Here is a 23,520-nt window from a genome sequence, read left to right on the forward strand (position 1 = left end):
TTCCTCGATTCTGATTTTCATGCGATTTACCAGTCCGAAATGCAAATGGGAAAGCTGATGAATGCTTTGACATTGATGTCGATATTTATTGCGTTTTTGGGATTGTTTGGGCTGACAGCTTATTCAGTACAGCAGCGGGCAAAGGAAATCGGCATCAGGAAAGTTTTTGGTGCAGAGGAATCTGAAATTTTTCTCCTTTTATCATCAAATTACGTCAAGCTAATAGGTGTTTCATGCCTTATTGCTGTGCCTACTGCTTATATCTTGATTTCTCGGTGGCTGGATGATTTTGCCTTTAGGGTTCAATTCGGACTTTGGGTTTTTGTCATTGCCTGTTTGGGTTGTTTTGCTTTAGCGATAATGACAGTAGCACTACAATCCTACAAAAGCATGGGAAGCAATCCGATTAAAATATTGAAGAGTGAATAAAACAATCGATGTATTCTTCAAAATGAATTCAGACTAAATGTATAACTGAAAACTTGCTCTAAGGAGCGTTTGTGTGATTAGGTCCCTGGCCTGATAAAAAAAGCAAGATAATTCAGTCTTCGGTACTCTTTCAATTTCAAAGGGAATGGGATTCAAAAGCGAATAAAATTCCAGACATAACCAATTTAAAACCACATTCAAATATGTTATCCAACTACCTCAAAATCGCACTTCGTGGCTTTGCTAAGCACAAACTCACTTTTTTTATTAACCTATTTGGATTAGCACTTGGTTTATGGGCTTCAATCCTAATTGGACTTTGGGTCAAATCAGAGTTGAATATGAATCGGGATTTTGCTGAAATTGATCAGGTCTATCGGATTATGGAACATCAGCGTTACGGTGCTGAAATTTTCACCACCTACTCTACCCCTGGTATCTTGGCTAATGAACTCAAGGAAGTATTCCCTGAGGTGGAAAGGGCAGCTACTTATTCATGGAATCAGGATAATCTTTTTATTGTCGATGATACCAAGATCAAATTGAATGGCTTTTATGCAGGGGAGGATTATCTGCATATCATGCAGTATGACATTCTTCATGGTGACAGAAACAAAGCTTTGGAAGAAATTTCAAATATTGTAATTTCTGCGGATGCCGCTGTAAAATTATTTGGTAAAACTGATGCCGTCGGGGAAACCGTGGTAATGAAGGAAACAGAAGGAGACAACTCTTTTGTTGTCCAAGCGGTTTTAGCTCCTTTTTCAGAAAATTCCAATTCCCAATTTGAGTTTATTCTTCCTTTCAGGTTTATGTTTGACAAACCTTACAATGGGTGGTTAAAGGAATGGGGAAATAATGGACCGAGTACAATTGTAAGACTTAACAAAGAGTCGGACTGGCAGGCATTTTCTGCAAGTATCGAGGATTTTATATTAGAAAGGAATGAAGGCAGTCATATCAAGCTTTTTGCTTATCCGCAAACTGAGCTTTATCTACATGGCAAATTCAAGGATGGTATTCAACAAGGTGGCAAGATCGAATATGTGAAGTTGTTTTCGATCATAGGGTTGTTTGTCCTGTTGATCGCCTGTATCAATTTTATGAACCTTTCCACTGCCAAATCCCAAAAAAGGGCCAAAGAAGTAGGTGTAAGGAAAGTGGTAGGGGCAGAAAAAGGAGCTTTGGTCAATCAATTCCTCAGTGAATCTCTTTTGATGACGGTTTTTGCTACCGGATTTTCCCTTTTGCTCGTGGAGTTGACATTACCTATTTTCAATACCTTGACGGGCAAATCCATGGCAGTTCCTTACTCAGACGGGATTTTCTGGCTTCAATTGATTAGTGTGATGTTGTTTACCGGATTGGTTGCAGGAAGCTATCCGGCATTTTATCTATCTGCCACCAAGGTGGTATCTGTTTTTAGAAGTCATAGCAAATCAGGAAAAGGAGTAGTTTTAGCAAGAAAGGGGTTAGTTACTTTTCAGTTTATCCTTGCCACGATTTTGATTGTTTCCACAGTGGTGGTTTATCAACAGATCAATTATGCCCTCAACCAAAATCTGGGTTATGACAAAGACCAATTGTTGGTGGTACCTTTGGAAGGAAAGTTAATGGACAATTATGATGTTTTCAAAAACCGTATTGACCAAAACAATGAAGTAAAATCCATTAGCAGATCTACACATTCTTTACTTGGAAGAAATTCAAATACTGGAGGTGTCAATTGGGAAGGAAAGGATCCAGATTTCAATGCGCTTTTCGAAATTATGAGGGTAGACTATGGATTTTTGGAAACTATAGGTTTACAATTGATCAAAGGAGAAGATTTTTCCAGAGAAAGGGGGGCAGATTCCATTCAGGGTGCCATAATAAATAAAAGAGCTTATGAACTGATCGTTGAAAACAATCCTGAAGCTACTTCCTTTAATCTTTGGGGAGAGGACAGGGAAATCACAGGTGTGGTGGACGATTTTCATTTTCAGAGTTTCCATCAGGCAATGGAACCGGTTATTATACTACTTGACCCCACTTTTTCATCAACATGTTTTATAAAAATCGGTACCCATGATATCCAAAATACCATAGCATCTATTCAGGGTCTTGCTGAAGAAATCAACCCGGATTTTCCCTTCCAGTATACTTTTATGGATGAGAATTATGCAAGATTGTACAATGAGGATGTTAAGGTCAGGGAACTAGCCAAGTATTTCAGTATACTGACCATTTTGATCTCTTGTTTGGGACTTTTGGGATTGTCTGCTCATGTTGCGGAGCAGAAAACCAAAGAAATCGGCATTAGAAAAGTATTGGGTGCGACGACATTTTCCATTTTGAACGTCATCAACAAAGAGTTTATTGCCATAGTGGCCATTTCAATTCTTCTGGGATCGGGTCTTGCATATTGGGCAATGCAGGAATGGCTTTCAGGATATGCCTACCGTATTGATTTTGAATGGTGGTTTATTCCACTGGCAGCGGGAGTCATACTATCCATTGCTTATTTGACAGTGACATTACAGGCATTAAAAGCAGCTCAGATCAATCCAGCGAGCACGCTTAAGAGTGAGTGAGGGAAAGGATGAAGAATAAGGGATGAAGGAAAAGTGAGTTGTATGCCAAGAGGTAAGATGCGAGAACCAAGATTAGAAAGGCGAAGAACCGAGACCAGATGCAAAGTCTGCGCCGAGTATCAGGGAACCAAGAAAAGGATGAAGGCGTCATTGCGAGGAGTACTTGGGAAACTTTAATATTTTGAATAGTCCTCCGTGCGACGTGGCAATCTCTTTAGGGATGTGGGATTAATGTCATGAACCAAGAGACAAGAAGCGAGATGCGAGAGATGAGATGCAAAGTTTGCCCCAAGAGACAAGAGTGTCAGTTTTCAGTAGGCTGTGTTTAGTTTTCAGGGTGTTCACAGTTTCATGGTGTTCAGATTTCAACTGTTCACAACCTACTCTAATTGATGTGACTACAAACTGCTTATTGCTACTACCTACTGCCTCCTGAGCCAGCAAACTGCTTACTGCCTTCTGAACACTGCACTCCAACTGTCGACTGTTTACTGAATACTGAACACTGTCAGCTTCCAACTTCGGACTTCCAACTTCCAACTCCCAGTTACATCAAAAACCCATTTTCCACTGGATATGGTGCTGGAATATTGTCATCTTCCAGCATTTCCCTAAGGTCGATTTCTATGCTTCTGGCGATAGAAGTGATGGGGACATCGTTATAGGCAGCTTCAAAAGGATTTTCCGAATAATCACCAATCCTGTCCATTAGAAAGAATATCCAGATAATCAATCCACCAAAAGGAATGGTCAGCCAAACATGCAAGACCCTGGAGGCTTCAAAAATATTCAATAGTCCAAACGGTATTAGCGCACAGAATACATAATTCATCCAAAGTGCAGTAGAGGCATACTGTCGAGGAAGAGGAAAGTTTTTGATTCTTTCACACATGCCTTGATTGTCATAAAGCTTGCTGATAATCTGATGCAACCATACCTGCTTATAATCTGAAATATATCCCTCAGACTTTAATTGCTGTATGATTTCTGTCTGTTTTTTTAGTATATGGGAGGAAATATTACTTTTTGCTTTCAGGGATTTCCATTCTGCTTCTGTAATATAATTTTTGATTTCATCAGCCAGTTCATTGGGATAGTTGTCCTTGAATGTTGGGGTGAAATCCAATTTGACTGGATCTTCATCATGTTCCCAAGTTTTTTTTCTTCTCAATTGATATTTGAGGGCGTGCATCCAGGCAAGGTGACGGTAAATGATGCTTTTTTTCAGCTGTTTATCAACCACTTCATCTTTAACTTCCAACAAGGTCAGGATAGCGGTGGTAAATGTCCTACTGTCATTGACTATGGCACCCCAGATCTTTCTCGCTTCCCATGTCCTGTCATAAGAACTGTTATTTTTAAAACCAAGATAGAAGGCAACTGCGATACCGATCACACTGATGGGCTCCCAAGGCAAGGTAAACTCCAAATCAGTGAGTTCATATAAAATTACGATAATGGTGGAATACAATAGTCCGTAATAGATTGATTTTCTTGACCACCTTATGGTCATCCAAAAACTATAATGCCTCTTTACATACATATCAAATAATCCATTTTTATATATTCATAATTTCTTCAAATATTACAGAAAATTGAATATAATGAAAAATAAATGGTTTTTTTTTGCCTAATCCAAAATTCTATCGAATAAAAACCTGCACTTTTCAACTACCTTTTGTGTATAAGATTTTTTATTAGCCTGAAGTCTTGAGAGGAGATCGAGGTATTTTTTTGCGATATTTTCTTTATCAGTCAGGTGAAATGATAAATGTTGGATAAATAGATGGTTTTGGTACCAATTTAAAAGTGATTGCCTTAACCCTCCCATATGTTCATGTACCTCAACAACAAAAATTGAATTGAACCCAGATTCTATCCTTAAATTTTCCAGGGCAATGATGACTCGAAGACCTTCATAGATATCCTTTAAGGCCTTACTGTCCATTTTGGTTTTGTGTTCAAGGTTGAAATATTCCAGTTCTTCATTGATAATTTGGGTAGTTGCAGTATTGATCATCAATGGTTTGAGTCCTTGGCTGTAGTGAAATGCCTCATCATACAATTTGTCCCAAATCTGAAAAGGTGTACTGACAATCAGATCATATACTTCGGTATAAAGTTTCTTTTTATCAGATTCCAGAGATTTGATATAAGTATTGAAAGCCATGTTTTGGTCAACAGTATATAGCCTTACCTGATCTAAAACCATCCTGATATGTTTTACTTTTTTCAGACCTTTAAACAAATCCCTGAAAGGTGAAAAGAGTTGGAACTTAAGCTTGTCCTCATTAAAATAGATTCTTGAAAGCAGGTCAATATAGATCTCCAAAAAAATAAGCTTTTGCTCCAGTTCAATGGCTTTTCTTCCCTTGAATTGTTTGCCTAATGAAGAGAATGCCAATTTTGCTTCTCGAAACTGAATTTCAAAAAGCTTGAAAATCGGGGATATTTTTCCTTGCATGATTAGGATATTCTGACCAGAGTTGCACCGTAGCCAAATCGACTCTTTTGTGTGTCCTGAAAATACTTAATATTTCCTAATTGACTCAAATACTTGTGAATTTCTTTTTTCAGGACCCCATTTCCAATACCATGGATAAAGGAAATTTCGTCCATTCCCGAGGCAATGGCATAGTTGAGGTTCTTTTCAAAAGTATCCATTTGAAGCCTTAGCATTTCACTGTTGCTCATCAATGAATGGTCTTTGGTTAGTTGTTCAATATGAAGGTCTATTTCTTTGGGAGGTTTTTGGAAAGTTATTTTAGCTTCTTTGATTTGCGGATTCAGCTCCTCATTCAGTTGTTTGATGTCAATTTCCCTAACCTGATCAGAAACCTTGAAAACATATCCGGATTTATCCAAGACGGGGACCACACCTTTACTTTTGAAGAAGGCTGATGCCTTGAACTTAAGACGACGTTCAAATGAAGGTTGGGTTTTTTCTATCCTGGGATGAATGGGGAAAAACTGGATCAGTAAGGTTGGCCACTCCTCAAAGTCCTGAATTGATTTTTCCCCCAGCTTCTTACTTGACTTTGTTTGTATTCTTTCTGCAATAATTGTTTGACTATTGCCACCAAACACTTCTGAGGCCATAACCATATAATCCCTCTCGGAATTATTGCACAAATAAATACTATGGTCTTTGTCATTGATGGGAAGATAAGCCAAAAACAATCCCTCTTCCTTGGCACTTTTTGGTGTCAGTTTGTTGTCAATTTTATCCAGAACAGGTGCTTTTTCACCTCCAAAGTATTGCCTCTCCACAGCTGAAATTATAGCGAGTTCATTTTTCATAGCAGGAATCCTAAAGCCGTCCTCAATTTCTACTTCCACTCTTCCACCTGCTGATATTTTGGTAATTACGCCTTCTTCGTTGCCATGCAGCAACCTGACCCTGTCTCCTATGTTCATGTGTTCAATGCATTTTTATATGTCTCTATTGCCCGTTGTCTGGCAAATTTATGGTCTACCATTGGTTTGGGATATTTTTCGGTTCCATATTCAGGCACCCATTTTTTGATGTATTTCAGCTCCTTATCGAATTTCTCGGTTTGGGATTCAGGATTGAAAACCCTGAAATAGGGTTGGGCATCCGTACCGGTTCCTGCAGCCCATTGCCATCCCCCATTATTGGAGGATAGTTCGAAGTCAAGCAATTTCTTTGCAAAGTACGCTTCTCCCCATCGCCAATCAATCAAAAGATGTTTTGTCAAAAAACTTGCCACGATCATCCTCACCCTGTTGTGCATGTATCCTGTGGCATTCAGTTCACGCATTCCGGCATCTACAATAGGGTATCCTGTCTTTCCTTCACACCATTTGGCAAAACCCTCCTCTGAATTTCTCCATGGAATTCGATCATATTGGGGCTTAAATGCCTGATCAATTACCTTGGGGTTATGGTACAAAATCATCATGTAAAATTCCCTCCAGATCAATTCATTGAGAAAAGTACTGTTTAATTGGGCAGCTTCCATGGCAAGTTTCCTCACACTGATGGTCCCAAACCTTAAATGAATGCCCAGTCTGCTAGTACCTTTTTGGGCAGGGAAGTTTCTAAGTGCATCATATCTTTCTATCAGTGGCTTGTCAATTTCCAAAGGAGGAATTTCAATTTCTGATTTTTCAAAACCCATATCTTCTAGTGTTGGAATCGTAAGAGGTTCTGACTTAAAAAAATTGTTTTTCTTTTTATCCAAAGATAACAATTGGATGGGCGAGTTATTATACTTCTCCAACCAAACCCTGCTATAGGGTGTGAATACCTTATAGAATTCACCGCTTCCATTGACTATCTCTTCTTTTTCGAAAATCACTTGGTCTTTGAAGTCCAATAGCTGAATACCGTTTTCTTTTAGCAGATTTTTAACCTCACCATCCCTTTCTTTGGCATAAGGTTCATAATCTCTGTTGGTGTAAACATTTTGGAGTTCATAGATTGAGATCAATTCCTTGTAGATTTCCAGAGGCTTACCATACTTTACCAGAATGGTACTTCCAAATTCTTTGAGACGATCACTCAGACTTTGGATCTGAGTATGTATAAAACCAACCCGTGCATCCTGCCGGTCTTCCAGTTTCTCAAGGATGTTCTGATCAAAAATAAATAAAGGCAATACATTTTTTTCTTGGGAATAAGCGTAATACAGCCCTGTGTTATCTTCCAGTCTTAAGTCACGCCTAAACCAAAATATGCTTACTTTTTCCATTTTGTGTTGGTTGTTTTTTTAGGTTGGAAATCTGCAATTCAAACATTATTTATAGAGGTTGGATTAAACATTGTTTCATTAATCAATTTGCCAGGAAGGTGGGCAAAAAGCGTGGGAAATTAATATCCATAAATATCAGATAGATTGGAATCAATGATAAAATTCATCAATATCATTGTTGCAGATTGTCATTCTATAAAATATCCATTCAATGGAATTGTTTCAATCCTCATCCTCTTTTTTGAGATTTTTGATGGGAGGATCCATTTGGTAGTCCAAAGGACTTGCCCGTTTATCCAGGTCATTCAAGGGAATAGGTCTCCAGTTCATACCTCCTTCTATTTCATACCTCAAAAAATCATCTGTATCATTTATCCTCAATTTTTGCCGGTCTTTGCTTTTTATCTTTTCCCATAATTCGCCAAATGAATTGAATGCCAGATTCTGTGATACGGATACACCATAGGTAGCGACATTTCTGGCCAAAGACAGAGAAGTAAAGGTGTTAAAGTTATTTCTATTGTAAATCCGGATACGGTATCGGCCATCCTCCGTCAGCAGGTATTCTGCCTGCCAGTCACCTGCAATACTGTTCAGATCGGCATTTCCCTGAAGATCGGTGAACCCACCATCTCTCGTAACCCTCAACCTGCCATCAAGAAATGTATAGGCCACCCTTAACTGGAATGTTTCAAGGGCGTTCTGGTCCAGATTTGCCAGGTCGATATCCACCTCGAGATTTTGGTCCACCTGTGCAATGAAACTGTTCAATTGAGAAGATAGTAGTTGACTGAGGTTTGAAGTGGCGATGTTGCTGACTCCACTGAACTGTCCCTCAGGAGAAAGGGACCGCATCATGATGACTGAGAATACCTGACGGTTTTTCTCTTGTTCATCATTGGCAATTCTGTTCTGAAATGCCGAAATATAAGTTTGAACATTGCCTTCAGAAGGGAATTCTCCAAAATCAAAATTGAAAGTAATATCAGGAGAAAGGAGATTCCCTTTCAGGTCCATATTGACTTTAAGAGGCCATCTTCTTCTCATTTGTGGATCCTCGATGGTGGAATTCTGTAGGTTTTGCAAGTTTTGTAAGGAAACACTTTCCTGATAATAAGCCCGAATGTCCATTACACCTTCATAGGGATCCCCAAACCAAGAGATCCTTCCTCCGGGTTGCACAATAAACTCTCTCCTGATAATATTATAGAGAGAAAAGTTGTATTTGGCCTCAGTGATTTCATAGTTGCCCTGCATGGAAAAATTACCTTGGGTATCTGTAGTCAGGGTCAATACCCCTCTTCCCCTGCCTTGGATATTTTCACCGGTTCTGGGGTCAATCTGGATTTCGGTGTAGGCGTCAGGTGTAATGTCCAGGATAAAGTTCATTCGGACATTCTGAATGGCAAGCTTATCTAATGATTCCTGAGATTCTACCATGCTGACAGTATCCCGTACATTAATAATGGTGATATAATTTTCCTGGGCCTGCACACTAGATGACCCCATGGGTATAAACACCCTTGTATTCGGTTGGGATGTCGCTCTCGCTGTAATGTCCAAGTTATTGGCAGCTCCGAATATATTGAGACTGCCTGTTACATAAGCAGTACCATAGAAAATTTCATTGTCCCGAACTCCTGTGTTAAGTACTTGAAAGTTTTCAAGGTTGGAGCTGATATCCAGTATAAAATCAGAAAAATAATCATGTACTATTCCTCCCCGCATCCTGGCCCTATTACCATTGACGTCCAAAATATTAAGTTCTCTAAAGCTTATTTCACTTGGGGTGAACACTAGATTTCCATCAATGGTATAAAAAGTATTGAGGTAGTTCACAAGAAGTCTGCCTTCATTAATCTTTCCGCTACCTGATACAACAGGAAAATTCAGTGAACCCACTATGTCAAAGTCACCTGAAACTGTCCCCCCCATGTTAGTAAGATAATCTGATAGGAATGGTTCAAGAATTGAAAGGTTTGCCTCATTCAATTTTGCCTTTAATTCCAATTGATCATCATCACTGCCCAAAAAACCTTTGATGGCGATAACATCCCTACCATCTCTGGTATTTGTCAATTCCAGATTAACCAGATTTTCAGCAAAATAGGTAGCTGCCTCAATATCGCCAATAAGGAAATTGTTGATATAAAAGTCATCAATATTCAATTGACCATTGACACCTAATGTTTCAAAAAAACCTTTCAATCCGAAATTGCCATTGGCAGTTCCTTCAAATTCCTTCATGCTGAGTGTATTGAAAAAATCAAGATTTACATCATTGATTTCAAGTCCAAGGACATCATTTGGGTCAGGGCTGATTGTTCCGTTAAGAGAAATGAACTGTTCATTGTTAAAGAGCTTGATATTGTCAAAAAGAAAAGAATTATTGGAAATGTAAATGCTATTGTCTCTATCAAAACTCCAACTTTTATCCAGTATTTTCAGTTCGGAAGGTTCAAAAATGACAGTTGTGTGGTCAGGATATATGGTGATTTCATTTTTGATCCTCACGAAGCTGCCTGTGGCCAACTGATCTTGTGAATAGCTGAAATCAATATTAGACTCATCCCAAATAGCTTCCATTGCCAAGTTGTTGAAGGTCAAACCCGAATTCAGTGTTTGTTTTTTGGAGAAAATATAAAATGATGCCAATACTTCGTCGCTGTTGTTGATCTTGGAGGTATTGAAATCAAGGTTAGTGTTGAAAAGGAAATTCCCGTCAAAATATATGCTGTCAATGCTTGAAAAGAAATTCAACACTGCATTGTCAGAAGTTTGGTAAAAGGCCCCTTCAATCAAGGTGTTTTTTGAAATGGTTGCTCTAGGTTCTAGCAAGTTGATAATAGGATTTATGTCTATGAAATTAAGGTTGATGTCAATGCTGTAAGGTTCAGGGCTTTTGAAAGCCTGTAGGCCAGTGGTCCTTTCAGAGTTGGTCAAAATAGAAAAATATTCTTTGCTAAGGTCCTGAACATCGGTCAGTAATTGCTGTACCTTAAAATTCCCTGAAATCCCTGCAACCAGTAAATCTGAATTAAATGAAATTACCCTTGACTCATCAGTAAATAATGATTGGAAAAAGAAATTGTCAATATTCAGGTTTCTACCTTCATAACTCAACTTTACATCACTGAATCTAGCAATTCCTTCTACAGCATCTAAAGTGATACCTTTTGTATCCATGGCGATATTTCCGCTCACAAAACCATCGGTTTCCATAATTTTGAGCTCTTTCAGAAAGGCCGTATCCAATTTGACATTTAATCTAATGGAATCTTTCCCATCCCTTAAATCTAGAACACCTCTGGCTTCACCTTTAAGGTTTGGGTCATTGACTACTAGACTGCCTCTGAACAGGTCTTTACCATAAGTTGCGTCTGTTTTGATATTTGCAAAGTTATATCCATTGATTCCTGCACTCTTGATATCTGCATCAACTTCAAGCAGGAGTGTCTCCAGATTCAGTCCAGTACCTTTGACCCTTCCCGTCATGGTTACTTTTTGGAATCTTTCCCGATCATCCAAAATCACTCCCAAATCCAGGTTTTGGGTCTCTAATTTGCCGCTAAATGTTGGCTGTCCCTCGGCGGATTTGAAATTCAAACGTCCTATAATATTTCCAATACCAGTTCGGAAATTGCCATTTGCAGTAAAGAAATGCAGGTACCCCGAAAAATCCGTGTCAAACCGGATATCCCTGAATTTATCCAAGTCCCGTTTTGCTTCATCACTGATATAGGGTGCTAGGTCATTGCTAATCAGAACCGAATTTACCAATGACAATTGGAAGAAAGTATTGTCGATATCCGGTAATCCATCAATTTGAAACTTCCCGAACAAAGCACTCCGCTGGCCAAATCTTATCAGCAATTCTTCTGAAGAAAGATTTTGAACGGTGCCTTCTATCTCTCCGCTCAAAAAAATTCTGTCCTCAAAATTCGGAATCTGTTCCGTAAAGTACCTCAGGTCCTGGATATCCAAAACAGATTCATCCAGCCTGGCCAAAATCCTGACTTCTTCTTTGAAATTTGAAAATGACCTTGGCGAATCATAACTGAACTTGAGGTAATCTTTAATTTCGGTTTTGTTTGACCGTAAAAACAGGTTATCGAACTCCATAAAGGAAGATGAATAGGTAAAGTCTGTTTTCAGTTGTTGAAATACAATTCCTGAAGTGGACTCGGATCCCCTCAGATAATTTACCTTCATCCCAATGGTAGGACCTTGGGTATAAAAATCATCTGCATCAGCCACGAGGTCCCGGAATAGAAGATTATTGTAATCAAAGCCTTCCAATACCGGTTCCGAATTGTAGTTGATGATGTCAAGGGATGTATCTTTGAAATAGATGTTGGCTATTGAGAATTTACCTGATTTTTTGACCGGATCTTTTTTTGCAGGAAGCAGGTCATTTACTCTACTGAAGAATTCAGCGATATTGAGGTAGGATTCATCTGAGTGGAAAAGTAAGCGCACATTTCCGTTTTCCATTTTGATCTGATCCAAAGAAGCGTTTTCACGGTCGAAAAGCCCCGCAATGGAAAAATCGATATATACCTCTTCCAAATCTATCATGAGGCTGTCACGATGATCATAAATGACCACATCATTGAGGCTGATTGCATCCCACCACCTGATTCTTACTTTTGAAATACTGGTATCAAATCCTGTATTTTTGCTGACATAACCAGTCAATGCATTACTGACCTTGGTCTGAACATATGGAATTTGGAGGGAGGCCGCTATCAGCAAAATTACAATGCTTAGGAAAAGAACTATCCTGAAGATTACCCTTAAGGCTTTCAGTATTTTTTCCGTAACTTTCGGGTTCTTTTCCAAGGAATAAGTGAAATGAAGATAAATATTCTGGCCATAGAGTCATCCTGTGATGAAACGTCGGCAGCGGTAATTTCTGATGGCAAAATACTTAATAATATCATCGCCACGCAATCTGTACACGAAAAATATGGAGGGGTAGTTCCTGAACTTGCTTCCCGAGCCCATCAACAACATCTGATTCCTGTAATTCATGAAGCCATGCAATCTTCAGGCATAGACAAATCCCAACTTTCTGCCATTGCATTTACCAAAGGACCGGGATTGTTAGGCTCATTACTTGTCGGGGTTTCATTTGCGAAGTCATTTGCCTATGCATTGGGATTGCCCCTGATTGAGGTCAACCACATGCAGGCACATATTCTCGCACATTTTATTGAAGACCCAAAACCGAATTTCCCCTTCATCTGCCTAACCGTTAGTGGGGGTCATACACAACTGGTCTTGGTAAATGATTTTTTGACCATGGAAGTGATAGGGGAAACCACCGATGATGCCGTTGGGGAAGCTTTTGACAAAACTGCCAAGTTGTTGGGCTTACCATATCCGGGTGGACCTTTGATTGATAAATATGCAAAAAAAGGTAATCCTGAAGCTTTCCCATTTCCCGTTTCTGATATGCCGGGATTAAATTTTTCCTTTAGTGGAATCAAAACCGCCGTATTATACTTTCTAAGAGATATGGTCAAAGAAAACCCTTCATTTATTGAAACTAATTTGGCTGATATTTGTGCTTCGATTCAATTTACGCTAATAAAAATGTTAATGCAGAAATTGAAAAAAGCAGCAAGAGAATTTCAGATCAAGGAAATAGCGATAGCAGGTGGAGTCTCTGCCAATTCAGGTTTGAGAAATGCGTTGGCTGTTGAAGCAAAAAATTTAGGATGGAACATTTATATTCCAAAATTCGAATATTGTACAGACAATGCAGCAATGATAGCCATGGCGGCGCATTATAAATACCTGAATGAAGAATTCAGTGATTTGGAAGTGGTGCCTGAGGCGAGGATGAAGCTTTAGGTAGTGCTCAGTAGGCAGTATGTCAGTGGGCAGTTTTCAGTAGGTAGTGGGCAGCCTCAGTAGGCAGTTTTCAGTAGGCAGTTCAAAAGTGGGCAGTGTTCAGTAGGCAGTTCAAAACTACGACTGCAAACTGTAACCTAATCACTGAGAATTGAAGAACACCGCAAACTGATCACTGTAAACTGAGAACAAATTGATTACAAAAGAATACTGAATTCAAAAGCATAAGATAAATCATGTCGGTTAAAAATAATAAATTTGATAAGATCATCAATATCCGAAACAAGAAGGCAAGTCATGAATTTGAGTTTGTCGATACATATGTGGCAGGATTGATGCTGACAGGAACTGAAATCAAATCAGTGAGGGAGGCAAAGGTGTCTTTGACTGAAGCATATTGCTATTTTAGAAGGGGAGAGTTGTATATCAAACAAATGCATATAGCACCATATTCTATGGCGGCTAGTTACAACCATGATTCGGTTAGAGAAAGAAAGCTCTTGCTAAACAAAAAAGAACTCGATAAATTGGAAAGTAAGTTTTCTGAAAAAGGTCTTTCCATCATTCCTGTAAGGATCTTTATCAACAATAAAGGTTTGGCAAAATTGGAGATAGCACTGGCAAAAGGAAAAAAACTGCACGATAAAAGACAAGATATAAAGGAAAAAGACGTAAAAAGAGAAATGAGCCGGATAGACCTCTGAAACAATCTCTTTACACAGCTGGTTTTTCCGTTCAAGGAGAAAAAAAATCAATTATGGAGAAACGTGTTTTGGTATTGAATTTAGACCATAGCCCAGTAGCCGTTGTCACCGTGCAAAAAGCGCTCGTTTTAAATTTTATGAATAAAGTCAGCTGTTTGAGTTTTTATGAATCTCTGGTAGTAAGGACTGTTTCCAGAGAATTTATGTACCCAGCAGTCATCCGTCTAAACCAATACAAAAATATACCCTACAAAGGTGTCTTGCTCAATAGGACAAATCTTTTCAGAAGGGACAGCAATGAATGCCAATATTGCGGTTCCAAGAAACAATTGACCATTGACCACATATTACCAAGATCAAAAGGTGGAAAGACAAATTGGACAAATTTAATTACGGCCTGTCACCGTTGTAATGTGATCAAAGGAGACAAAACTCCTGATCAGGCCGGGATGCTAATGAAATCAGTTCCATTTCGGCCATCATTAGGATTTTTTTTGGCAGAATATGCTGAAAGACATGCCGAAGAATGGATGCCTTTTTTGGAGCTTAGGACAGTTTAAGAATTTAGAAGGGCTTTTTTTGAGTTTGAACTACGAACTTACTGAAGATTACGGAATGGTTATTGTCTACATTAAATAAAAAAGAGTTTGAGCAAATCTAAATCTAAATATCAAGTAGGTAGTAAAGTTGTCTTAGGTTTTTTCTTGGCTTTTTTTTTGGTGATTGGTGTCAGTGCTGTCACCTATTATAGTATCCGGAATTTACTTGACACAGTGGAGAGCCTTTCGGAACCGAATGAAAAGCTCAGACAGCTTAATGCACTCATGGCTGATGTATATCTTTTGGATATGTCCAAAACAGAAAGGACATCAGATAAAGATTCTGTATTGGAAGAAACGCTTGATCGGGTTAAAAGTAGATTGGATTGGCTTAAAATATACGCTCAAGATTCAACAGAAATAGAAAGTTTTGAACAGATAAGTTTGAACATCAGTGAGTTGATGGTTGTATTTGCAGGTCTTGAAGAGTTGAGGTACAACCTTACCAACAAAAACTTCAGTGAACAGGCATTGAACAACATTGAGAGGAGGATAAAGAGGCAGCAGGAGCTCAGCGAAATGCAATTTTTGGGAAAAATCAGAAATAGGGATTTTTTGTCCGAAATCTCTCCCTCGCGGCATTCAGAAGACATCATCGAATCTAAAGGAGAAAATGGACCTCCCATCTTCAAGAAAGAGGACATGGAAGAAGGATTGATTGAAATTGTGAAGGATATTGAAGAATTGCAGAATCTGGATTCTGCCGCAAAATCCGAATCTACAGAATCTGCATTATTGGTTCTCCGCAATTTCGTGGCACAGATGTACAGGGATGAACAGATGCTGCAAGACAATTTTGTGCAACTGGAGAGTAGACTTTTGAATAAGAATAAAGAGGTTTTTTCTCAGATTCAGGGGTTGATATCCAATATGCAGCGAGATCTACTGGTCGAATATAGAAACCAAAACCAATCTGCATTTGACCTCACCTATACGGTGTCTGTCATTTTAGCACTCTTAGTGTTTTTAGGTGTTGTGGGTTCTCTTGGATTTGTTTACAGCATTTTGAATGAAGTCAAAAAAGCCAACATCTATCGGGAAAAACTTGAGGAAGCCAAAAAGCAATCAGATAGACTCGCTAAGGCTAAACAGGACTTTTTGGCTAATATGAGCCATGAAATCAGAAATCCACTACATGCAATCCAAGGATATCAGCAAGCGTTGGACAAATCCGGTATTTCTGAACAGCAAAAGGGATTTGTAAAAATGATAGGTTTTGCCTCTGACACCTTGATTTCGATTGTAAACGATATTCTTGACTTTTCTAAACTCGAGGCTGGAAAAATCCAAATTGAGCAGCAACCTTTTGACCCTAACAAACTTTTTTTATCAATCAAAAGTTTTTTTGCGTTTAAAGCTGAAGAAAAGAAATTGCATTTTGATTGGACAATTGATTTGCCTAAAGACAAATGGTTTATCGGAGATCAGCTTCGGATCAATCAAATACTGAGTAATCTTTTAAGCAACGCTATCAAATTCACCCAAGAAGGGGGGATAAAAGTGGATGTTAAATTAGATTCAGAACGAAGACTGTTGATTCTAGTCGAGGATACCGGCATGGGGATGAATATTGAAGTCAAGGATAAGATTTTTCAGGAATTCCATCAGGGAGATACGTCTATAACCAGAAAATTCGGAGGAACCGGTTTGGGATTATCCATCATCAAAAAGCTAATAGATTTGCAAGGTGGTAATGTGAGGGTTGAAAGTGAATTAGGGCGAGGCACAGTTATCCTTGTCGAATTGCCTACTCAATTGACGGATATATGTTATATTAAATCTGATGATGATGATGCTATTGATTATTCTTTTGAAGGTAAAAAGATATTAGTGGTTGACGATGATGCGGTCGGATTAAAGCTGATCAAATTATTATTGGAATCCAAGGGGGCATACGTTGAGGAATATCTAGGGGGTATGAATTTCAAAATTAATTATAGTAATAATGAATATGACCTAGCCATTCTTGATATTCAGATGCCTGAAGTGAGTGGCTTGGAAGTCCTTAAGATTTTACAATCAAATCAGAATAATTTCATAAAACCGGTAATAGCGATGACTGCCAATGTTTTTGCAGATGAAAAAAGCGCACTGACTCAAGCAGGTTTTGATACTTTACTTTTGAAGCCATTCAGTGAAAAACAGCTCACTAATAAAATAGGGAAATTGTTATCACTTGTTCAGATCAATTCAGGATCAATTATAGGTCCTTCAAAAAAATCGAAAGATAATTTGGAATGCCAATATGATCTTACTGATTTAAAGAGGTTTTGTATGGGTGATGAGGAGATGCTCCAAGAGGTTCTTTTGGATATTGTCAATACTACCAAAACAAACTTGGAGGAATTGGAAGGCGCAGTATCAGATAAAGATTATGCCAAAATAAGGGAAATCACGCATCAGCTTTCCAGTAGGCTTTGTCAGATAAAGGTAAAAGCCGGTTCAAAAGCAAAGGATTTAGAGGTGGCAATAAAGAATGGAAAATCTGAAGGGATTGAAGCTCAGGTCTCAGATTTGATTTATGAAATTACCTTAGTCTTGGATGAAATAAAATCAGATTTTGAAATCACGATAAAAAATTAATCTATTTCAATTCATATTTTTCCATCTTATTGTAGAGGGTCTTTCTATCCATGCCCAAAAGCTTCGCTGCTTTGGATTTATTATATTTTACATTTTCCAAGGTTTTGATAATCAATTCCTTTTCATGCTTCTTCAAAGCGTTTTTAATTTCCCGTTCGTCTTCATTAATAAGGTCATCTTTGATTTCCTTCAGCAAATCTTCTGGAAGTACAGTGGCTTCTATAGCTTCTTTTTGACTGAGTAACACCGATCTTCGAATGATATTTTTCAATTCTCTGAGGTTACCGGGCCAAGGGTATTTTTGAAAGATGTCTTCCACTTCTTGAGAAAACTCCCTAATGGTTTTCCCCAGTTTGATATTACTTTGATTCAAAAAATTATGGGCAAATACCATCAGGTCTTCCCCACGCTCCCTCAATGGAAGTGCGGTAATGCTGAATTCATTGAGCCGGTGGTACAAATCTTCCCTAAACGCGCCTTCTTTTACCTGTTGGAGAAGGTCGTCGTTTGTAGCAGCTATTATGCGGATATCAATGGGGATTTCCTGATTACTCCCTGTTTTTCGGATTATTCTCTCTTGAAGTGCCCTCAAGAGTTTTATCTGAACATCATAACTAAGGTTACCGACCTCATCCAACAAAATTGTTCCTCCATTAGCTGTTTCAAAATACCCTGTTCTGGTGTCGGTCGCACCTGTAAAGGCACCTTTGACATGGCCAAATAACTCACTTCCAGCTAATTCCTTGGATAGCGCACCACAATCAACAGCAACGAACGGACCTGATTTTCTTTTTGAATTTGTATGGATTCTTTTGGAGATAAATTCTTTTCCCGTACCTGTTTCACCCAAAATCAGCACACTCAAATCTGTAGGTGCGACCAAGGAAATGTATTCTTCCAACTTAAGAGAAGCATCACTTTTGCCAATGATGTAATCGTCGGTCAGAATTTGGGTCGGTTTCTCTTTTTTAATTTTTGTATCAAATGAAAGGGTTTCTTTGACTGTTAAGAGTAATTCATCAGGGTTGATGGGTTTGGTGATATACTCTACTGCCCCCATTTTCATCGCCTTCACGGCTATTCTTATATCAGAATAATTTGTGATCAAAATTACCGGAATAGGGATTGGAATATTATTGGAAAAATTCAGAATTTCCAGCCCTGTGCCATCGGGTAGGCGGAAATCGGTAATGATCAAGTTTACAGCGTTGGATTTTAAATAAGTTAGAGAATCTGATAACTTTTCTGATGCAAATACCTGGAAACCATTTTTTTCCAAGAAAATTTTTATTATCCGGGAATAACTAATATCATCTTCAACCAACAGGATTTTACTCATACTTACATAAAAATTTCGGCTAAAGTAAAAAAAATAAAGCACTGGAAAAATTCCCAGTGCTTTTAAGTAATCAATAGGGCAAAAGTTTATATTTGGGTATCCTTGATGATATTTCCTTCAGCATCATATTTTTTAACAAGTTCCTCACCATTATTATCAAATTTTACTTTGTAATAAACAGTTCCATCATCTTTTTTGATGTGCCAAGCTTCTGTGATAGTAAGGGCTGCTGCTGTTTCGTCAACAGCGACTGCATTTTTCAATACTTCAGGAAGTTCCTGAAGATCCAATTGTGTTTTCTCATCTTCAACCAACTCTGAATTGGTGAAATTGGTAATAGAACTGTTTGCAACAAATGGAGCGAAGGCCATTGAAAAAGCAAACATTGCGGGAATCATGATTTTGGTTTTCATTTTTAATTGGTTTAGTATAAAATAATTGATTTTTGTTTTAATGAAATGTCTTACAATTAAATTTGTGAAATATTCGACCTCTCTAGCCTCATTAGGATAGAATTGTTTTTGCATAATTGACTTATCCCAAGCTAGTGGTTGTAAAGACAATTTTTTCCAGTAATTGAATTATCGAAAGACGTTTCATATTTAACGATTTTGCAGAATCCATACCATTTCTATTTATGGTCAAATCAGCCTTTAGAGAAGCTTTTGCCTTTTAAAACTTGAGGATTATTTCTACATATGGGTATAATATCCCCAGTATTACCCAATTCACCGAAAAAAAATGGGAAACATAAGATGCCACTGAATGGAAGGATTTACATGGAAAAGTTCCAAGTTTGAAATAAATCAAATTAAACAAAATCTATAATAATAATTGAAAACCTATTCTTAAATTAGAGAGAAAGGTGTTAAGGGTCTAAACAAAATAAAATCCAAAACAGAACTTTTTTTACTTCTATTAACTTCTAAAAAAGAGCTAACTTTGTGAGCTTAATGTAATCCCTGTACTGACCCGATGAGTGACCAAATCAAACATGAGTGTGGTATTGCAATGTTAAGGCTTCGAAAAGAGCCCCAATACTATATCGATAAATATGGATCTCCCTTATATGCTCCAAATAGATTGTATGTGCTGATGCAAAAGCAGATCAATCGAGGACAGGATGGTGCAGGCGTTGCGAATATAAAAATTGACACCAAGCCAGGAACTCGATATGTCAGCCGATATCGGTCAATTGAACCTCAGGCAGTCAATTATATTTTTGATAAAATCCATAAGAAGTATAAGAAAGCCAAAAAACAAGGTGGTGACAAGGGTTTGTTTGATGCGGAATGGATGAAGGAAAATATTGCTTTTTCAGGGGAAGTCTGGTTAGGGCATCTTCGGTATGGCACCCATGGAGAAAACAGCATTGAAACCTGCCATCCATTTTTGAAACAGAACAACTGGAGAAGCAGGAATCTGGTCATGGCTGGAAATTTTAACATGACCAATGTAGAGGAACTTTTTACAAGACTGGTTGAGCTTGGTCAGCACCCCAAAGAGAAGACTGATACAGTCACTGTAATGGAAAAAATCGGACATTTTTTGGATGAAGAAAACCAGCGGATTTTTGATAAATACAAACATCAATACTCCAATGAACAGATCACAGCATTTATTGAAGATGAATTGGATGTCGCAAGAATCCTAAGAAGATCTTGCAGGGATTTTGACGGAGGATATGTGATGGCAGGCCTGATAGGAAATGGTTCCAGCTTTGTAGTAAGGGACCCTACAGGTATACGTCCCGCTTACTATTACGCTGATGATGAAATTGTAGTGGTTGCCTCAGAAAAACCTGCCATCAAATCTGCCTTCAACATTGATTATAAGCAGATCAAAGAGATTCAACCTGGACATGCATTGATCATTAATAAAGATGGTTCGTATGCCGAACATGAAATCATGCCAGCAAGGGAAAAGAAATCATGTAGCTTTGAAAGAATTTATTTTTCAAGGGGTACAGATCCTGGTATTTATAGAGAGAGAAAACTATTGGGAAAAGCATTGATCCCACAAGTGCTTCAAGCCATTGATTTCGATTTGAAGAACACTGTTTTTTCTTACATTCCAAATACAGCAGAAACTGCGTTTTTGGGGATGATTGAGGGTCTTGAGGATTACCTCAGTGCCAAAAGAAGGGAAGTGCTTTTAGAAGGAAAACCCCACTTAGAGGATCTGGAGGAGCTGCTGAATTTCAGGCCTAGGGTCGAAAAATTGGTCAGTAAAGATGTGAAGCTGAGAACTTTCATCACCAATGACTCTGACCGAGATGCCATGGTGGCCAACGTGTATGATACTACTTACGAAGTAGTGAGGGCCGGGATAGATACTTTGGTGGTTATTGATGACAGTATTGTTAGGGGCACCACTTTGGAAAAGAGCATTCTCACAACTTTAGATAAATTGAATCCAAAAAGGATTATTATTGTCTCCTCGGCACCACAGATTAGATACCCGGATTGCTACGGAATAGATATGTCCAAATTGAAGGATTTTATCGCTTTTAGAGCTACTATCCAATTGCTGCAGGATAGAACCATGAGTAATTTGCTTGAAGAAACTTATGACAAATGCGTGTCCAGACAGGTAATAACTGAGAATTATGTCAAGGATATATATGAACCCTTTTCCGATCAGGAGATATCAGACAAAATCGCTGAAATCATTACTTCCAAAGAAATCAATGCAGAAGTGAAGATCATCTATCAGACAGTGGAAAATCTCAACAAATGCATACCTGATCATCAAGGAGATTGGTATTTTACAGGAAACTTTCCCACCACAGGCGGTATGAGAGTGGTCAATAGGGCTTTTGCAAATTATATGGAAGGCAAGGTGGTCAGAGCTTATTAAGTACCATGTACAATGTACCAAGTACCATGTATCCCATACGAAGCTTAATCTTTGGGGCATATACTATGTACTCCGTACTTGGTACATTAATTCAGGTTTTTGATTACATCCAGCAATTCATCCGGATTGATGGGCTTCGAAATGAAAGCATCTGCTCCTGCGGCGATTGCTTTGCTGGCAACTTCCTCGTCGCCATATCTGGTGATTAAAACCACCTTAGCATTTGGTTGTTTTTCTTTCAACTTACTTAGGATTTCTATACCTGTCATGTCAGGAAGTCTGTAATCCAGGACGGCTAGTTTAAAAACGTTTAGTTCCATGAGTTCATAGGCATCTTTTCCATTTTGGGCATCCATTACCTCAAATTCATTTTTGGATAAAAATCTGGTCAATAGTTTGCAGAAAACAACATCATCTTCAACAATTAATATCTTCGTATTCATATTTACAGCTTTAAAGCGGTAAATTAGTTATTAGCGCCCTTGTCACCAAAGGTTTTTATGGCATTTTGATCAATGGCATAAACTGCCATGGCACTTTGTACGAAACCTTTAATAAGTTCATCAATTCCCAAGCCGAGTTGCCCGAAATTCTTAACGTCAAAGAGCATCAACCTTTCATCGGCGTAAGTCCAGCCGTCTTCCCCTTTGACGGATAAATTGGTGCCATATACCTCCCATGAATTCATGTCTTCTGGTAGTGGTTGATTTAGAGGAAATCCGGATCTTCTGGAATATACCGCGAGGGGCCTAATTATTTGATTAAGATTATCTGTTTAAAATTTACTGTTTAATTTAGAGAAAAATTCTCCAATTTGGGGAGTCAAATGAATTAAGAAAAAATGGAAATAAACACTGTACTCCTTAAGCAAATCTGTGAAATAGCAGGCGCTCCGGGTTTTGAGAAAAGGATCAGAGATTTAGTGATCGAATTGGTAACCCCGCTTACCGATGAGGTAAAAACGGACAATTTAGGGAATGTCATTGCTGTTAAAAAATCTAAAAATAATCCTGATAACAAAAAAGTGATGGTTGCCGCCCATATGGATGAGATTGGCTTTATTGTCACCCATATCGATGATAAGGGATTTGTTCGCTTCCATACTTTGGGTGGCTTTGATCCTAAAACACTCACTGCACAAAGGGTAATTGTTCACGGGAAAAAAGATATGATTGGTGTCATGGGCAGTAAACCTATCCATGTGATGACTGCCGAAGAAAAGAAAAAGCTTCCTGAGATTACAGATTTTTTTATTGATCTGGGGATGTCCAAAGAAGAGGTTGTAAAATACATCAAAATCGGTGATCCAATCACCCGAGATCGTGAACTGATTGAAATGGGCAATTGCGTCAACTGTAAATCTATCGACAATAGGGTAGCGGTTTTTATTTTGATAGAAGCACTCAGGTTGCTTGAAAATCCAACTTATGACGTGTATGCTACTTTTACGGTACAGGAGGAAGTAGGTATCCGCGGTGCCAACGTTGCCGCCCATGGCATCAATCCTGATTTTGGGATAGCCTTGGATACCACGATTGCTTTTGATGTGCCCGGAGCACAGCCACACGAAAGGGTCACCGAATTGGGCAAAGGTACAGCCATTAAAATTATGGATGCTTCTACCATTTGTGATTACAGGATGGTGGCATTTATGAAACAAACTGCGGAGAAACATAATATAGCCTGGCAGCCGGAAATTTTGACCGCAGGGGGTACGGATACTGCAGGAGTACAACGAATGGGCAAACAAGGTGCAATCGCCGGAGCGATTTCCATACCGACCAGGCATTTGCACCAAGTGATAGAAATGGCCGACAAGTCAGATATTTCAAACAGCATTCTTTTATTGAAAGCTTGCCT

The 23,520-nt window shown here is 38.5% G+C and carries 17 protein-coding genes; 8 read left to right on the forward strand and 9 right to left on the reverse strand.

The features are described 5' to 3' along the window. Nucleotides 1-429, forward strand: a 429-nt coding sequence (locus ACEW8U_RS22375; protein ID WP_373524280.1) for an ABC transporter permease, incomplete at its 5' end; no start/stop codon positions are given. Between the two features lie 203 nt (nt 430-632). After that, nucleotides 633-3,002 carry an FtsX-like permease family protein gene (locus ACEW8U_RS22380; protein ID WP_373524281.1) on the forward strand — a complete coding sequence of 790 codons (2,370 nt, stop codon included), beginning with the start codon at nt 633-635 and terminating at the stop codon, nt 3,000-3,002. A 547-nt stretch (nt 3,003-3,549) separates the two neighbouring features. Here ACEW8U_RS22380 and ACEW8U_RS22385 read toward each other — a convergent pair. The 5 genes from ACEW8U_RS22385 to ACEW8U_RS22405 all read right to left on the reverse strand — a co-directional run bounded on the left by ACEW8U_RS22385 (nt 3,550) and on the right by ACEW8U_RS22405 (nt 12,559). Further along, the gene (locus ACEW8U_RS22385; RefSeq protein ID WP_373524282.1) at nt 3,550-4,545 is read right to left on the reverse strand and encodes a bestrophin family protein; all 996 of its coding nucleotides are present in this window, start codon (nt 4,543-4,545) and stop codon (nt 3,550-3,552) included. 87 nt (nt 4,546-4,632) lie between these two features. After that, nucleotides 4,633-5,466, reverse strand: a complete 834-nt coding sequence (locus ACEW8U_RS22390; RefSeq protein WP_373524283.1) for a hypothetical protein — start codon at nt 5,464-5,466, stop codon at nt 4,633-4,635. Between the two features lie 2 nt (nt 5,467-5,468). Continuing rightward, complete coding sequence (locus ACEW8U_RS22395; RefSeq protein WP_373524284.1) at nt 5,469-6,419, reverse strand: Smr/MutS family protein; 951 nt, start codon at nt 6,417-6,419, stop codon at nt 5,469-5,471. After that, entirely contained in the window at nt 6,416-7,717 is a 1,302-nt protein-coding gene (locus tag ACEW8U_RS22400; RefSeq protein WP_373524285.1) for a deoxyribodipyrimidine photo-lyase, read from the reverse strand. The genes ACEW8U_RS22395 and ACEW8U_RS22400 overlap by 4 nt, the downstream gene beginning before the upstream one ends. Before the next feature lie 222 nt (nt 7,718-7,939). Beyond that, nucleotides 7,940-12,559 carry a translocation/assembly module TamB domain-containing protein gene (locus ACEW8U_RS22405; RefSeq protein ID WP_373524286.1) on the reverse strand — a complete coding sequence of 1,540 codons (4,620 nt, stop codon included), beginning with the start codon at nt 12,557-12,559 and terminating at the stop codon, nt 7,940-7,942. Nucleotides 12,560-12,571: 12 nt separating this feature from the next. Here ACEW8U_RS22405 and tsaD point away from each other — a divergent pair, with 12 nt between their 5' ends. The 4 genes from tsaD (at nt 12,572) to ACEW8U_RS22425 (ending at nt 17,462) form a co-directional block, all read left to right on the forward strand. Further along, nucleotides 12,572-13,576 carry a tRNA (adenosine(37)-N6)-threonylcarbamoyltransferase complex transferase subunit TsaD gene (gene tsaD, locus ACEW8U_RS22410; protein WP_373524287.1) on the forward strand — a complete coding sequence of 335 codons (1,005 nt, stop codon included), beginning with the start codon at nt 12,572-12,574 and terminating at the stop codon, nt 13,574-13,576. Between the two features lie 236 nt (nt 13,577-13,812). Beyond that, on the forward strand, nt 13,813-14,280 hold the full coding sequence (gene smpB / locus ACEW8U_RS22415) for an SsrA-binding protein SmpB (RefSeq protein WP_373524288.1): 468 nt from the start codon (nt 13,813-13,815) through the stop codon (nt 14,278-14,280). 53 nt (nt 14,281-14,333) lie between these two features. Then, complete coding sequence (locus ACEW8U_RS22420) at nt 14,334-14,840, forward strand: HNH endonuclease (protein WP_373524289.1); 507 nt, start codon at nt 14,334-14,336, stop codon at nt 14,838-14,840. A gap of 87 nt (nt 14,841-14,927) precedes the next feature. Then, complete coding sequence (locus ACEW8U_RS22425; protein ID WP_373524290.1) at nt 14,928-17,462, forward strand: ATP-binding protein; 2,535 nt, start codon at nt 14,928-14,930, stop codon at nt 17,460-17,462. Nucleotide 17,463: 1 nt separating this feature from the next. Here ACEW8U_RS22425 and ACEW8U_RS22430 read toward each other — a convergent pair whose 3' ends face one another. Then, entirely contained in the window at nt 17,464-18,801 is a 1,338-nt protein-coding gene (locus tag ACEW8U_RS22430) for a sigma-54-dependent transcriptional regulator (protein WP_373524291.1), read from the reverse strand. An 86-nt stretch (nt 18,802-18,887) separates the two neighbouring features. After that, nucleotides 18,888-19,214 carry a hypothetical protein gene (locus ACEW8U_RS22435; protein WP_373524292.1) on the reverse strand — a complete coding sequence of 109 codons (327 nt, stop codon included), beginning with the start codon at nt 19,212-19,214 and terminating at the stop codon, nt 18,888-18,890. Between the two features lie 562 nt (nt 19,215-19,776). Here ACEW8U_RS22435 and ACEW8U_RS22440 point away from each other — a divergent pair. Then, a complete protein-coding gene (locus ACEW8U_RS22440; protein WP_373524293.1) occupies nt 19,777-21,660 on the forward strand; it encodes an amidophosphoribosyltransferase in 1,884 nt (627 codons plus the stop codon). A gap of 86 nt (nt 21,661-21,746) precedes the next feature. On the opposite strand, the gene ACEW8U_RS22445 is transcribed toward ACEW8U_RS22440, so the two are convergent. Further along, on the reverse strand, nt 21,747-22,103 hold the full coding sequence (locus ACEW8U_RS22445; RefSeq protein WP_373524294.1) for a response regulator: 357 nt from the start codon (nt 22,101-22,103) through the stop codon (nt 21,747-21,749). Nucleotides 22,104-22,126: 23 nt separating this feature from the next. After that, a complete protein-coding gene (locus ACEW8U_RS22450) occupies nt 22,127-22,348 on the reverse strand; it encodes a hypothetical protein (protein ID WP_373524295.1) in 222 nt (73 codons plus the stop codon). A gap of 153 nt (nt 22,349-22,501) precedes the next feature. Between ACEW8U_RS22450 and ACEW8U_RS22455 the strand changes: the two genes are divergently transcribed. Continuing rightward, on the forward strand, nt 22,502-23,520 hold a 1,019-nt coding region (locus tag ACEW8U_RS22455), incomplete at its 3' end, for a M42 family metallopeptidase (RefSeq protein WP_373524296.1).

Origin of the sequence: Aquiflexum sp. (assembly GCF_041751335.1) — a bacterium.
In the GTDB taxonomy this organism is placed as follows: Bacteria; Bacteroidota; Bacteroidia; order Cytophagales; family Cyclobacteriaceae; genus Aquiflexum.

Coding starts and splice junctions, on each gene's coding strand:
- ACEW8U_RS22380 (WP_373524281.1), top strand. CDS start 633: ATGTTATCCAACTACCTCAAAATCGCACTTCGTGGCTTTGCTAAGCAC.
- ACEW8U_RS22385 (WP_373524282.1), bottom strand. CDS start 4,545: ATGTATGTAAAGAGGCATTATAGTTTTTGGATGACCATAAGGTGGTCA.
- ACEW8U_RS22390 (WP_373524283.1), bottom strand. CDS start 5,466: ATGCAAGGAAAAATATCCCCGATTTTCAAGCTTTTTGAAATTCAGTTT.
- ACEW8U_RS22395 (WP_373524284.1), bottom strand. CDS start 6,419: ATGAACATAGGAGACAGGGTCAGGTTGCTGCATGGCAACGAAGAAGGC.
- ACEW8U_RS22400 (WP_373524285.1), bottom strand. CDS start 7,717: ATGGAAAAAGTAAGCATATTTTGGTTTAGGCGTGACTTAAGACTGGAA.
- tsaD (WP_373524287.1), top strand. CDS start 12,572: ATGAAGATAAATATTCTGGCCATAGAGTCATCCTGTGATGAAACGTCG.
- smpB (WP_373524288.1), top strand. CDS start 13,813: ATGTCGGTTAAAAATAATAAATTTGATAAGATCATCAATATCCGAAAC.
- ACEW8U_RS22420 (WP_373524289.1), top strand. CDS start 14,334: ATGGAGAAACGTGTTTTGGTATTGAATTTAGACCATAGCCCAGTAGCC.
- ACEW8U_RS22430 (WP_373524291.1), bottom strand. CDS start 18,801: ATGAGTAAAATCCTGTTGGTTGAAGATGATATTAGTTATTCCCGGATA.
- ACEW8U_RS22435 (WP_373524292.1), bottom strand. CDS start 19,214: ATGAAAACCAAAATCATGATTCCCGCAATGTTTGCTTTTTCAATGGCC.
- ACEW8U_RS22440 (WP_373524293.1), top strand. CDS start 19,777: ATGAGTGACCAAATCAAACATGAGTGTGGTATTGCAATGTTAAGGCTT.
- ACEW8U_RS22445 (WP_373524294.1), bottom strand. CDS start 22,103: ATGAATACGAAGATATTAATTGTTGAAGATGATGTTGTTTTCTGCAAA.
- ACEW8U_RS22450 (WP_373524295.1), bottom strand. CDS start 22,348: ATGAATTCATGGGAGGTATATGGCACCAATTTATCCGTCAAAGGGGAA.